This window comes from Anaerobacillus sp. 63XJN7_4_ISO-PGPR-S23-413, assembly GCF_056173725.1.
In genome coordinates this window covers 979153-992123 of sequence record NZ_CM149688.1, presented here as the reverse complement: position 1 = coordinate 992123, position 12971 = coordinate 979153, and the positions used below count along the sequence as shown (strand labels likewise).

The 12971-nt window shown below is 43.0% G+C and carries 13 protein-coding genes; 1 reads left to right on the top strand and 12 read right to left on the bottom strand.

Features of this window, described 5'->3' with window-relative positions; genetic code table 11:
- Positions 1 to 106 precede the first annotated feature (106 nt).
- From AC0VYO_RS05405 to AC0VYO_RS05355, 11 genes are all read right to left on the bottom strand, one after another.
- Positions 107 to 262, bottom strand: coding sequence for a hypothetical protein (locus AC0VYO_RS05405; protein ID WP_194220587.1), 156 nt, complete (start codon positions 260 to 262; stop codon positions 107 to 109).
- 71 nt (positions 263 to 333) lie between these two features.
- Positions 334 to 531, bottom strand: a complete 198-nt coding sequence (locus AC0VYO_RS05400; RefSeq protein WP_427392031.1) for an IDEAL domain-containing protein — start codon at positions 529 to 531, stop codon at positions 334 to 336.
- Positions 532 to 910: 379 nt separating this feature from the next.
- Complete coding sequence (locus AC0VYO_RS05395) at positions 911 to 2104, bottom strand: M20 metallopeptidase family protein (protein WP_475368569.1); 1194 nt, start codon at positions 2102 to 2104, stop codon at positions 911 to 913.
- A gap of 24 nt (positions 2105 to 2128) precedes the next feature.
- The gene (locus AC0VYO_RS05390) at positions 2129 to 3331 is read right to left on the bottom strand and encodes a cystathionine gamma-synthase family protein (RefSeq protein ID WP_430244637.1); all 1203 of its coding nucleotides are present in this window, start codon (positions 3329 to 3331) and stop codon (positions 2129 to 2131) included.
- A 13-nt stretch (positions 3332 to 3344) separates the two neighbouring features.
- Complete coding sequence (locus AC0VYO_RS05385) at positions 3345 to 4316, bottom strand: cyclodeaminase (RefSeq protein WP_475366794.1); 972 nt, start codon at positions 4314 to 4316, stop codon at positions 3345 to 3347.
- 10 nt (positions 4317 to 4326) lie between these two features.
- Positions 4327 to 5529, bottom strand: a complete 1203-nt coding sequence (locus AC0VYO_RS05380) for a M24 family metallopeptidase (protein WP_430244643.1) — start codon at positions 5527 to 5529, stop codon at positions 4327 to 4329.
- A gap of 198 nt (positions 5530 to 5727) precedes the next feature.
- Positions 5728 to 6093, bottom strand: coding sequence for a nuclear transport factor 2 family protein (locus AC0VYO_RS05375; RefSeq protein WP_475366793.1), 366 nt, complete (start codon positions 6091 to 6093; stop codon positions 5728 to 5730).
- 49 nt (positions 6094 to 6142) lie between these two features.
- Positions 6143 to 6625 carry a hypothetical protein gene (locus tag AC0VYO_RS05370; protein ID WP_430244650.1) on the bottom strand — a complete coding sequence of 161 codons (483 nt, stop codon included), beginning with the start codon at positions 6623 to 6625 and terminating at the stop codon, positions 6143 to 6145.
- A complete protein-coding gene (locus AC0VYO_RS05365; protein ID WP_475368568.1) occupies positions 6622 to 8307 on the bottom strand; it encodes a PucR family transcriptional regulator in 1686 nt (561 codons plus the stop codon). Before AC0VYO_RS05365 ends, AC0VYO_RS05370 begins: the two co-directional genes overlap by 4 nt.
- A complete protein-coding gene (locus AC0VYO_RS05360) occupies positions 8297 to 9322 on the bottom strand; it encodes a pyridoxal-phosphate dependent enzyme (RefSeq protein WP_475368567.1) in 1026 nt (341 codons plus the stop codon). The genes AC0VYO_RS05365 and AC0VYO_RS05360 overlap by 11 nt, the downstream gene beginning before the upstream one ends.
- Before the next feature lie 213 nt (positions 9323 to 9535).
- Positions 9536 to 10963: a sodium/glutamate symporter gene (locus AC0VYO_RS05355; protein ID WP_430244659.1), complete on the bottom strand. Its 1428-nt coding sequence runs from the start codon at positions 10961 to 10963 to the stop codon at positions 9536 to 9538.
- A 365-nt stretch (positions 10964 to 11328) separates the two neighbouring features.
- On the opposite strand from AC0VYO_RS05355, the gene AC0VYO_RS05350 reads away from it, so the two are divergent.
- Positions 11329 to 12087 (top strand): Cof-type HAD-IIB family hydrolase, encoded by a 759-nt coding sequence (locus AC0VYO_RS05350; protein WP_371018191.1) that lies wholly within the window; start codon positions 11329 to 11331, stop codon positions 12085 to 12087.
- 86 nt (positions 12088 to 12173) lie between these two features.
- On the opposite strand, the gene AC0VYO_RS05345 is transcribed toward AC0VYO_RS05350, so the two are convergent.
- Positions 12174 to 12722, bottom strand: coding sequence for a FixH family protein (locus AC0VYO_RS05345; RefSeq protein WP_475368566.1), 549 nt, complete (start codon positions 12720 to 12722; stop codon positions 12174 to 12176).
- Between the last annotated feature and the right edge of the window lie 249 nt (positions 12723 to 12971).

Here is a 12971-nt window from a genome sequence, read left to right as displayed (position 1 = left end):
ATTAAGTGATGTTTTCGCGGAAAAAAACCGATTATCGCGGAATTATTTCAATTTCCGCGGAAATAAGCTGTTAAGTTCCCTATCAGATTCAGTTCATCTTCCTACTTCATACCGTTTTATATCCCTTTTTTAAGTACCATAAGAAATAAGTTACAAAAGATAGACCTAGCCCACCGAAGAGAAAGACTGATTGAAGTTTGTACCCTTTGTTTTCGGTCATCCAGTCCATCACAACATAAAAAACCGCTGCCAAATCTAGCATCCACATCTCCTCCAGAGTGTTTGATTACTAGATTATAAGCAAGCGGTTTGGAATATATACCAACTTTTTCATTATGTGAGTGAATTAAGGCGATCGGTTAGCTGCATGAATGACTCGCGGTCACGAGAATCAAGGGCCTGGTCAATTTCTTTCTTTAGAATGTCCTGTTTTTGTTCGATACTGGAAGCATTGATGTGTGCGATGAGCTGTTCGACCATTTCCTGTCTCTTTTCCGAAATCTGATTTTGGTAGACGTTTCGATTCTCCATCATCCAATCCTCCATTCATATTTATAGAAACGTGTTAACGTTTTCTATGCGATTAATTACAGTTTAACCGATTTTTACGAAATTTAAACAATAGTTTAGAAGATTCTAATAAATGAAGTCGAATTTTGTACTATTTTACTAGACTAGAGCTTAGAAAGTCTTAGTGATCATCTTCCTGCTTGGAAGCAGCAATTTGTGCAGAAGTCGTTTCGATCAGAGAGCGCTCCTTTTCCTTATGGTGCCTTCTAAGGGAAATAAATAGCGCTCTACTATAAAACCCTGATAATCGACCTTAATTCAAAATAATGTCGGCGAGCCCCTGACCAACTCCCCCAAAGCCTATGAAGGCGATGCGATGCGCCACTTGTGACACCTCCGTTTAGATTGATTGAAGCATTTCGTGCGCTGTTTTCGTTAGAATCGCTGTTCCAATCGGAAGACAGCGTTCATCAATATCAAATATAGGTGTATGAAGCTCCCTACTAATCCCGTCTCTTATTGCACTACCAAGGAAAAACATCGCTGCCGGCACTCGCTCTGCCATATAGGCAAAATCTTCACCGCCCAGGCCAAATGGTCCATGCGCAATTTCCATTTCTGGATCTAACTCAGTCACAACCTTTTCAATGATGCGATTCACGCGCGGTGAATTTCTGAGAGCAGGCTCGCCATGCTCAACATGAAACTCATATGTCCCGCCAAGTGCCTCCGCTATCTTAAATGCTTTTTCAAGCTCTATGGTTAATTTCTCTCTCGCTTCTGAAGAATAAGACCGAAATGTTCCAACTATCCTCACTTCATCTGGAATAACGTTGCTAGCACTGCCAGCGTGAATCTCACCAATGCTTGCCACTGCTGTCTCAAGGGGCGAAATGCGACGATTCACAATGCTATAGAGCGCTGGAAGCACAGAACATAACATCCAGATCGGATCCGATCCCAAATGAGGATACCCTCCGTGCCCCCCTGAGCCAGTTATCACTCCTTCAAATATGTCGACATTCGCCATGCTATCTCCATCATTTACTTGAATAACACCTACCGGCTGCCATGGACATACATGAAGCGCAACAGCTGCTTCCACGTCGTCTAACACCCCATCCAAAATCATATAAGAAGCACCTGAAAGGCCGCTCTCATCCGTTGCTTCTTCAGCAGGTTGGAAAATGAGCTTCACCGTACCATGAAGACTTCCATTACGCAGATCCTCAACTAGCAGCTTCGCAACGCCAAGTAACATCGCCGTGTGAGCATCATGACCACAGGCGTGCATCACGCCATCGTGCTTCGAACAATAGGCGTGAGTACCTGATTCGTGAATAGGGAGGGCATCCATGTCAGCTCTAATGGCAATGGTTGGTCCTGTTCCTCCACTAATTGTTCCAACTACTCCATGCCCCCCACACGCGTGAATGTGAGGCACACCGATTTCCCGTAAAGTTGTAGCAACGAATTCAGCCGTTTGCTTCTCTTGAAAGCTCAGTTCAGGATGCGCATGAAGCGTTCGCCGAAACCTTACTAACTCCTCCTTCATCGCCTCCGCTCGCTCCATTTCCGTATGCTTCGGCGCCATGACCGTCCCTCCTTTGCCTTCTGTCTACACCTTCGCCTCGCTGGATACGGATTGGAACGCCTGTTCAAGATCAGCAATCAAATCCTCAACATCCTCAATTCCCGCTGAATATCTGACGAGACCTTCTGGAATGCCCATAAGTGCCCGCTCTTCTGGCGTACATTCAACATGGCTCGTTGTACGAGAAGGTCCTACTGTCGTTTCCACCGCCCCGAGATTCGCCGCTCGGTTGGCATATTTTAATTTTGGAAGTAACTGACGCATCGTTTCAACGCCGCCTTTCACAGAGAAGCTGAACATTCCTCCGAAATCCTTCATCTGTTTCTTCGCAATCTCATGGCCTGGGTGCGTTTCAAGCCCCGGGTAAAAAACGGCTTCTACAAGCTCCTGAGTTTGGAGATATCTCGCAACCTTCATCGCGTTTTCACACTGTTTCTTCACCCTTAGATGCAATGTTTTCATACCTCTTAAAAGGAGATATGCGGCCATCGGATCCATTGTCGCTCCATTGATTTCTCGGTAGTGGTAGATTTTCTCGATCAGTTCTTTTCTTCCACAAATAACGCCTCCAAGTGCATCGGCATGGCCACCGAGAAACTTCGTTGCGCTATGAAGCACAAGATCAACACCGAGCTCGAGCGGATTTTGATTAATTGGCGTAGCGAACGTATTATCTACCACGACAAGTGCACCAACATCGTGACCTGCTTTCGCCATGCGCTTGATGTCCGTAATTTTTACCGTTGGATTTGTTGGTGTCTCGAGATAGAGAATCTTACATCCCTTTGCTACTTCCTCCTCAATCATCTCGTGATCTCCTGTTTCACATAACACGACTTCGATGTTCAACCTTGGCAGAAACTCGGTGAAGATTTTATTCGTACCTCCATATGTATCCTTAATGGATACGATACGGTCGCCAGGCAAAAGAAAAGTCGAGAGAGTGTTGCTGATGGCGGCCATCCCCGTCGAGAAACTAGTAGCTGACTCAGCCCCTTCAAGAGCTTTCACTTTGTCTTCAAAAGCCTGAACAGTTGGATTCGTATTTCGTCCGTAAATATGTCCCTTCTTGTTTCCAACCGCAACTTCATACCATTCGTCCATATCGTCATACCCATAAGCTACACTAAGAACGACCGGAACCTGAGTGGCCCCATGTACAAGATAATCCTTTTCCCCTGCCCATACCGCTTTTGTCCCATTGTTTGTTTTCTTCATCTTCATCATCTCCTTTTTCTAACTAGTGAATGGATGCCCATGCTTTCTTTTCCTTAAGCAAGTTGTACGTATACAGAGCGATCGCTGTGTCCTGGACACCCGTTCCAGTTAAATCGCATACCGTTACTTGCTCGTTAGTCACTCTGCCTTTCATACGCCCCGCCGTAATCTCACCAATTTCAATTGCCTTCTTCATCATTTGTTCCTTATTAACCGCATGGTGAATTTCTCCTAGTATACGAGACTGATTTTTCACATCACATACAAGAAGGTCCGCCCTTTCTAGAACTCCCGCTTCAAGCTCCTGCTTCGCTTCGGCATCTGATCCCATCGCGGTAATATGAAGGCCGCTGTGCAGCCATTCCTCTTTGATAATCGGGGTTGTCGCAGGGGTGGTTGTCACCACAATATCGCTATTCCGTACAACGTCTTCCGCGCTCGCTGCCTCAACCTTTATCCCAAGCCCAGCCTCCATGTCTTTCATATAGCGCGCAACGTTCTCTTCCTTCCGCCCATACACTAGTAGTCTTTCAATTGGACGTACGCGTGAAATCGTCTCAAGCTGATAGCGCGCCTGACTTCCTGATCCAATAACTCCTGCCGTTCGTGCGTCTTCTCTTGAAAGATGCTTCGCCGCCACTGCCCCTGCGGCTGCAGTTCGAATATCCGTTAAATATCCATTATCGAGAAGGAGCGCCTCAGGCTTTCCTGTTTGTGAGTCAAAAAGCATCATAAGACCATTTCCACTAGGTAATCCTCGTTTGTCATTATCAAAAAAACCCGTTGATACTTTGATCGCGAAATAATCTAGTCCTTCCACATAAGCTGATTTCACATCAACTTCTCCGTTGTAAGAAGGAATATCGATCCGCATAATCGGAGGCATCTCTACTCGCTTTGTAGCAAGACTCGTGAACGCATCCTCCACTACTTGAATGGTCTCCGCATTCAGACCAACATGCTTTCGAATCTCTTCCTCTGTTAAAAGAATCATCACATCACTCCTACACCGCATCATTATCCATCGCAAAAAGATTTGTTGCGGTAATTAGTTTTCGCGGCATGTTTGCCAGCACCTCAATGCCTGAATTAGTGACGTAAAAAGACTCACTAATTTCAATACCAAAATCGTCATACCAGATTCCTGGAATCATATGAAAAGCCATATTCGGCTTCAATACTGTTCGATCCCCCTGTCTGATGCTCGCCGTATGTTCACCCCAATCTGGCGGATAATTCAACCCCATGGAATACCCAATCCGCGAATCCTTGATAACACCGTACTTCGCAATTGTTCTGCGCCAAACTTCCTCCAATTCCTCGCACGTGACGCCTGGCTTCGCAAATGCAAGAGCTTCATTCAATCCTTCAACGACAACACTTGCGATGTCGTTCACTCGATCTTCCTGAGGACCGATCGATACCGTTCGAGCCATTGGACAGTGGTATCGTTTATAACAGCCAGCCAGCTCAATAATAACGAGATCTTTATCTCGGTACTTTTTATCAGACCAAGTTAGATGCGGTGTACATGTGTTTTCACCAGAAGGGAGCATGGGCACAATAGCAGGATAATCACCGCCGAACTCAGGCGTACCACGAATCAAACTTTGATAAATATCGCCAACCACATCACATTCACGAACCCCTTCTGCAATGGACTGAATCGCCTTTGTCATGCCACCTTCAACAAGTCTTGCCGCATTGCGAATATACGCAATTTCCTGATCTGACTTGATCATCCTCACATGATTGACGAGCAGCGTCGCGTTTTTCCAAACCGCATTCGGTAGTCCTTTTTTTAGATGTTCGAACGCAAGGGCCGAGAAATAATAAGCCCCCATCTCCACACCAATGACGCGATTTCCCTGACCAATTTGTCGCAGAATATCTGCTACAAAATCCATTGGATGCTTGACGTCTGAATGAACATAGTCATCCGTATAGGAAATGATGTTCTCACGATAGAGCCACGTCGTCGCTTTCGCACCATTCGCATCCATTTTTCTGCCGATCCAGAGCGGATGCTCTTCATCAATGATGACAACGACCATCTGATCAACATAGAAGGACCAACCGTCATAACCAGAGAGATAATTCATATTTGCTGGATCAGTGATCAACAACACTTCAAGCCCTTCCGCTTCCATCCGTCTCTTCGTGCGCTGAATCCGCTCCTGAAATTCACTCATCTCAAATGATTGCATCGAGATCATTCCCCCTCCCGCTATTTTATTTCTGAATATTTAGTTAATTAATTACATTCATCATACCTAACAGGAGGTTTTTAAGACATCCGCTAAATTGTATGAAGTTTACCTTTTCGGTTTAGACAATTTTAATCATGAGAGTTCTCTTGTAAACAAAAAAGGCAGTACCCCCACCCGGGTACCACCTTCTGAACATTACGATTTTACTTCAATAATATAAGTTGTTATTTCTTTAATTCTTCCATCCTTGAACTTATTAAATCGATAGGTTTCACAGAAAGCATAGACTTTCTTCTCTTCTAAGTCATTCGTTGTATGAATTGTTCCTTCGACAGCGGCAGTGATGCCATGCGTAATAATCGTCTTAATGGTTAATTCAATCTTTCCTTCTCGAGGCATCTCCTGAAACGCTCTCTCGAATGCATCTATTCCACTAATTTCATCTTCGCCTACCATATTCCACTTAATATCATCTGTCACACTATTTAAAACAATTTCCTTATTCCCTCGTATAAATGCTTCGTTAAACTCCTGAAGTAATTTGCCTTTCGCAGTCGCCATCACTCATTCGCCTCCATTACGTTTAAAGTATGTTCAAATAAGACAGCTCCTAAATCCAGTTCACTCCCCATAGACTGTGCAATAGAATCATATAAAATGTCATAATGACCGTTACAATCATGAAAATCACCGTAATAAACCTATAAGGTAGACCTTTTTTAAAAGTGATAATCGAAACAATAAACGAAATAGTAGCCATTGCATAGTAAGCAAAGAACAGCGGATAAAATGTATAAGGGCCTATAAACAGACAGAACACTGCAAACTGAAGAATGAAAGCTAAAAAAGAGAATGATAGCCATAGTAAGGAACTTTTGTACACCAATGCAGTAACAATCGACAATAGGAAAGTACAAGAAAGTAGGACGACAAGGGACCATTCGTAAACAAAAAACAACGATTCGTTCGATACCGCTAGAAAGTATCCAATAATTGATAACGGAAGAATAGCTAGTAGGAGAAGCGCATTTATCTTAATATAGCTTAATTCATTCAGCTTCAAATGATCATGACTTAATTCCGTTGAAGTCAAAAGCGTCCCTCCTTTAAAACGTCGGAATCTCTTAACCCAACCGACCAAATTTTGATGCTTAAATCAAGTAAAAACACGTCATCAGGATTCACTAAAGATAGCCTTGTCAACGATTCAATTTTTCTTAGTCGATACAGAAGAGACTGCCTATGAAGATTGAGCTTTCGAGCGGTTTGACTTACGTTCCCATTATTTAAATGATAGGCAGTGAACGTACCGATAAGATCCATCTTTCGCTTCTCATCGTAATCAACGAGCGGGGTGATCGTTGACATCGTAACCTCCTGCACATCCTTATCATACGAGAGACGTTGCAACAAACGATTGATTTTCGTATCTTCATAATCAATTCGACTGCCCGCGCCTTTTTGTTTTCTTCCAAGTTCTAGAGCTACGCATGCTTTACTGTAGCTGTCTTCGAAAACAATCATGCCATCACCATGCTGCCCGATCCCCCAAGTAAGCAAGACCCCCGGAAGCAATCGGCTCAACCTCCTCTCCAATAAGTCGAGGTATTGATTCACAAGTTCATTCGTTCCAGGGGTCGTTTCTAGAAAGATAAGTAGCTTCGATTCTTGAACGGTTGTCAGAACTCTCTTCTGAATCGTTTCTCCAGCAAGAAGAATTTCCTCGCTCACATAATAGATCATACTTTCAAACCAGTGTTGGTAAGAAGCAAATCCATCTTGATTTTTTCTGAATAGCTCCTCAAGATTATCAAGTTCCCCTACAACACAAACATAGGGTAGCGTGAGGTTATATCCGAGGAGTTTTCCTCTTGAAAGAAGACGCTCTTTCGATACAAATTCTCCATTTGCTAAACTAAGAATAAAATCATCCTTTAATCGTATTTCCGTCTCTTCAATCGCGCTATCTTTTAGAAAAGAAAGGGCCGCAGCAGTTGTGGCATGCTCAAGAAGATTCGTATCCAAATTGTTCTGATGATTAACGGAAAATATCACCATTTGACCCTGTTCCTTACCTGCAGACTGAATTCTCATCAACAGTCCAGGAGTATCACCAATGACGATTTTCTCCATTTTTTTATGAAGAGGATGAAGATTTCCATCATGAACAACGGTCACATGGCACTCACAGTGGCGTTGCCAATGAATAACATGTTCAGTGGTACACCCTGCTTTGCCTTTCACTCTTCCTAAAGGGTCAGTGATCAGGACAGGAGAGCCGAGATGTTTATGAACATAACGAGCTATATCTGAAAAGCTCCCGCCTTGAAGAACCATTTCTAAGAGACGTTGCTGTACCTCTTCTGATCGCTTCAGCTCTTCCTGCTGATAGTGATTAATTTTCTCCATACAAGAATGAATCACATCGGAAAACCGAATTTCCCAGGTCATTTCAACAAGAACAAAACCCCTCTGTTCTGCGAAGGAAATCACTCGTTTTGGAATATCATATAAATGTCGACCTGTTGCAAGGGCAAGGGCTGAAGCGCCTGATTCATAAACATCCTGGACAAAACGAAGCAAAGCATCTGAATCGTTGCCAAGACCCACGCCAGTGGAAAGAACGAACTCATGCTGACGCACAAAATTTTCAACAGGTGTTTCAATTACTGAGACCCACTCGACTTGTTTTTGTTCGAGATGAGACTTTCCAGAAAGGACTCTTGCATCCGCAAGCATTGGTAACGTTGTGATTTCCCAAAGATTAACAGCCATCTTCATCATCCTTGTGTGCGGAAATGATCTCAAGCAAACGGTCAACATCCACATTACTCCCGCTTACAAGCGCCGCTGTTCTCAACCCTATTTTTCTCGTTTTTTTATGTAAAAGGACTGAAACAGCTGTTGCTGCAGCTCCTTCAACTCCAATCTGATGGTGTCGGAATAGAAAGGACATGCCACGCGCAATCTCTTCTTCTGAAAGCAACACGATATCATCCACGTAATTCTTCACCATCGTGAACGTGTATCGATTATCCGTCCCTATCCCACCTAGTAAACTATCAGCTAGCGTTCTTTCTTCAGGTATAATCACGGGACGATTCGCGCAAATACTTTCGTACATCACAGCTGCACGCTTCATTGAAACTCCGATTATCTGAATGTTCGGATTCGTCGCTTTCAATCCGAGTGCAATTCCTGATAGAAGGCCTCCTCCTGACAAAGGGATCACGCACGTATCGAGGTTCGGAAGTTCTTCAAGTAGTTCAAGTGCAATCGTGCCTTGTCCAGCGATGACTTCAGGATCATCGAATGGTTTAATAACCGTCATCCCTTCCCGATCTCGCAGTTCATAGCTAAACGCCTCAGCATCATCTTGATTTTGACCAGCTTGTCGAACTTCCGCTCCCATCTCACTAAGCTTCTTCACTTTATTTATAGGAACGCGATTCGAAATGCAAATATGTGCCTTCACTCCAAGCAGCCTTGCTACATAAGCCACCGCTAATCCGTGATTACCGGTAGAGAACGTCGTAACACCTTTCTTCCGTTCTTCCTCTGACAAACTCAGAATCTTATTGGCTGCTCCCCGCAATTTAAACGAACCCGTTTCCTGAAGGTTCTCTAATTTAAGATAAGCCGCTGTATCACTTATACTTGAAAGTCTTTCTGATTGAACGAGAGGGGTTGTTTTAATAAATGATGCAATGCGCTTCTTAGCGATCCAAATATCTTGGAGCGAAGGTGGGGTTACGGTTATTGGTTGAAGGCGATTATGGGAAGTGACCATATGCAATGATGCCTCCTTTGGGAGAGTTTAAATGATATGTTGCAAATTCGATATATTCTGTTAATTATATCGCAATTAGGGAAAAGTTTCTAATTTACTAGAACTTCATTTCTCAAAAGGGAGATCGTTTCATAAGGTTCACACGATCCCAACTGTTCCTCACTTTTCTCACGAAAAAAACGCCATTCCCAAAAATAGGAATGGCGCTTACTTTTATTTATTCTTAATATGCTTTCCTTTACCAAAATAGAAGATACCTGATAAGATCCCTACGATCACCATAATGATCGAGAAAATCAGGCCAGCTACCGCACCAAATTGAACGATGAATGGTACAGATAGCGCCGTTACTAGCCCACCGCCAAGGAACGGCTCATAGACGAGCTGCTTGTAACCAAATGCTTCAAATGCTGGAGATTCATTATCAGGGTCAACGATGCGCATTAGTAGCAATCCTGTTGCTGTAACACCCATTGATTGACCGAAATCACCGATACCTCGTTCAAACCAGTAGTCTGGAATGATTTTTGGAGCAAGGGTAAGGAAACCAAATAAGTTCCATGAAATTCCTGCTACAGCCAATATTAAGAATGGCACGAGATACTCACCAATGACATCAAGGGAAACTGTTGCGATGGCTGTGATGATTAACACATCAAGCGCAAGTCCTTGAATACGATTGATCATACGACGATCAACAAGATTGTATTTATCTTTCTTGCTGAAGAAGACTTGAAGAATAATACCACCGAACATCGCGATCGGGAATAGAGGTATATACTTCATGAAGCTTGAGCCTGTCCAATTTGTAATCGTAATACTTTCTAGACCAATTAACCCCTGAAGAATTAACCAACCGATCAGAATCGCAAGCATCACAATTGATAAGTGAAACGATAGAGGTTCAATTGATTCAGGGCGAGTCGTCATTTTACCCGCTGGTTCACGATTTTGATACTCCATAATGCCCTGCTTACGTAGATCAGAGAAGCCATTCACGTCTTTGATCACTTTGGTTTTACCTCTACGAACGGCCCAGTTAATTAGAATAATACCGAAGATAACACCTGAAAGCACACCTACCGTCGCAAGACCGATAGCGAGGTCAAATGCTTCTTCAAATCCGAGCTCTTCAAATGTACTTGCCATACCTGCAGCCGTACCGTGACCACCTTCGAACGCTACTTCAATCAGCGCCCCAGCCATAGCCGGTATATCGAAGAATGGGGTTAAGATTAGAATGGCGACGAGTAAACCGATCACATATTGTCCCCAGCCAATCGCCCAACCGAATGCTAGTTGTGGACCACCGAATGTCCAAATATCTCGGAGCTTTGGCATTGTTGCTCCAAGAAATAGTGATGCAAAGACAACATTAATCATTAAACCTGGTAATGCTGACCATACTTCTATAATTGTGCCCGTCATAATTCCATTTGCGAGAAAATGATCTTCAGAAACGAAGTTCAGCATAATTTTCCCAAGCACTTGTGGCCCGAGAAGCAATGCGATAAATCCACCGATAATGGAGGAAGGTAGGAATAAGTTCTGTAAGACCTTTACTTTCAAACGAATGATCTTCCCTATTAGAAGAAAAACACCGATATACAACAACGCGAATCCAATTTGTTCAGGATTCATTTCTTTCACCTCTTTGGTTTTTATGATTCCTCAGCTAATGAGGCAGCTGCTTCACCAAATTGGTGATACGAACAGTCCACTTTTTCAGTTCCTCGAAAAAGAAACGATAAAACTTATTTTTGGAAATTAGTTATAGGTTTTTTTGTAGAAATACGTTGTAAAAATTTAAAATTTTTCATCTATTTTCAGATTAAAAAACGAGATTATGGCTACGCACCCTCCTAACAAATGAGATAAAGCTTTAATATCCCTGCTTTCTAACCTCTTAGGCACAATCATGTTATAATCGTTAAATGCAATATCAGGTCTTAGGGATCACGACTACAGTTCGACAAAAAAGTGTATTAAAATAGAGATAGCGAAAAATAGGAGTGGTAGAGATGGAAAAAGAAATCAAACTAATTGCATTAGATATGGATGGCACTCTTGTCAATCATGACGGAGACGTGTCAGAAGAAAATGAAGCGGCTGTTCAGCGCGCGAAAGAGAAAGGCATTCACGTCGTGTTAAGCACGGGACGCTCACTGCCTTTCTGCCGAGATATCGCAGAACAACTTGGACACTCCGCTTACTTAGTTACAGTAAACGGCGGACAGATTTTTGATAAAGAACTAAACCTAGTTGATAGCTCTCACCTGGATTATGAACTTGTTGAACGTTTGTGGGAACTAAAAGTGAAGCATGATGTGTATTTCTGGTCATCTACAACAGAAGGCGTATTTAATACACAAAAGCCGTTTGACCGAGAAATCAATGACTACACATGGTTGAAATTTGGCTTTGATATTAAAGACGATGATATTCGCAAAATCATTACTGATGAAGTCACAGCGAATGAGGCGTTTGAAGTAACGAATTCAAGCCCAACAAACCTTGAAATCAATCCATCTGGCGTTAATAAAGCTGCAGCACTCATGAAAGTTTGCGACTGGCTTGACCTTTCAATGGAGAATGTCATGGCCGTTGGCGATAGCATGAATGACATTGCGATGATACGCGAAGCTGGCTTTGGTGTCGCAATGGGTAACGCTCAAGACCGCGTCAAAGAAGCCGCAAACTGGGTGACTAAAGACTATACTGAGCACGGCGTTGCTTACGCTATAGATCAAGTATTGAAGGGATAATGGTGCCTGTCACCGCCCGAATAAACTCAATAAATGTCGAAAAAAGCGCAGTGGATTTTCTCCACTGCGCCTTTTCCGTTCCACACTTATTTCTCCGTGACTTCAAGCACATAAGGTTTATGTGTATGAAGCTCTTCCCCCTTCTCAACATGAACTTTCAGCTTGTACGTTCCTGGATCGGAGATTTCTGATGTCCCCTCATACATACCTTCACCGTTCTCTTCTGTTTCTGTGTAGGTATGCTTTTCCCCTCCTTCTTTCCAGTATTCAAAACGCACATTAGCTTCTGTAAGGAGCTCTTCCTCTTCAGTAATTGTTGTCATCAGAACACCTGGATTCATCTCATCATTCTCAAGAGAGATGCTAACGTGTGCACCATGACCTTCGTGCTCATCTGTCTTCTCTTCAGAGATCATAACCTTAAAGGAAGACTCATCCATTTGTTCTTCTTCTGAAGACTCAGTCTCCTCATTCTTCGACATACTACCAGCCTCTTCACTGTTCATACTAGATTGGCTCGCCTCTTCACTAGAATTAGTGGCGTCATTTCCTCCGCCAGCCTCATCCCCAGCTCCTGAACATGCGCCTAGCGCTAACAAACAGGTAATCCCTATAGTAAGTGATAGTCTCTTCACTCGATCCATCTCCTTTTCGGCCTAATTTCCCTGCCTAGAGAAGTTTCTCTTTATACAAAGCTAACGGAAAAAAGATCAGCATAGATCACTTAATCACTGGAAGAATTAAATTCCCCAGGTATTCCCTCATTATTGAAACTCATTTTCTAACCGTAGTAAAATATTCTCTTTATTCTATTTATTCTGACATATTACATGAACTATCCACTGGAAACTGTTACCATATAACAAGGGATGGCAAAAAAATAC

What these genes read in the sequence shown, in the direction of transcription:
- AC0VYO_RS05405 (WP_194220587.1), bottom strand. Translation starts at nt 262, where the DNA reads ATGCTAGATTTGGCAGCGGTTTTTTATGTTGTGATGGACTGGATGACC.
- AC0VYO_RS05400 (WP_427392031.1), bottom strand. Translation starts at nt 531, where the DNA reads ATGGAGAATCGAAACGTCTACCAAAATCAGATTTCGGAAAAGAGACAG.
- AC0VYO_RS05395 (WP_475368569.1), bottom strand. Translation starts at nt 2,104, where the DNA reads ATGGCGCCGAAGCATACGGAAATGGAGCGAGCGGAGGCGATGAAGGAG.
- AC0VYO_RS05390 (WP_430244637.1), bottom strand. Translation starts at nt 3,331, where the DNA reads ATGATGAAGATGAAGAAAACAAACAATGGGACAAAAGCGGTATGGGCA.
- AC0VYO_RS05385 (WP_475366794.1), bottom strand. Translation starts at nt 4,316, where the DNA reads ATGATTCTTTTAACAGAGGAAGAGATTCGAAAGCATGTTGGTCTGAAT.
- AC0VYO_RS05380 (WP_430244643.1), bottom strand. Translation starts at nt 5,529, where the DNA reads ATGCAATCATTTGAGATGAGTGAATTTCAGGAGCGGATTCAGCGCACG.
- AC0VYO_RS05375 (WP_475366793.1), bottom strand. Translation starts at nt 6,093, where the DNA reads ATGGCGACTGCGAAAGGCAAATTACTTCAGGAGTTTAACGAAGCATTT.
- AC0VYO_RS05365 (WP_475368568.1), bottom strand. Translation starts at nt 8,307, where the DNA reads ATGGCTGTTAATCTTTGGGAAATCACAACGTTACCAATGCTTGCGGAT.
- AC0VYO_RS05360 (WP_475368567.1), bottom strand. Translation starts at nt 9,322, where the DNA reads ATGGTCACTTCCCATAATCGCCTTCAACCAATAACCGTAACCCCACCT.
- AC0VYO_RS05355 (WP_430244659.1), bottom strand. Translation starts at nt 10,963, where the DNA reads ATGAATCCTGAACAAATTGGATTCGCGTTGTTGTATATCGGTGTTTTT.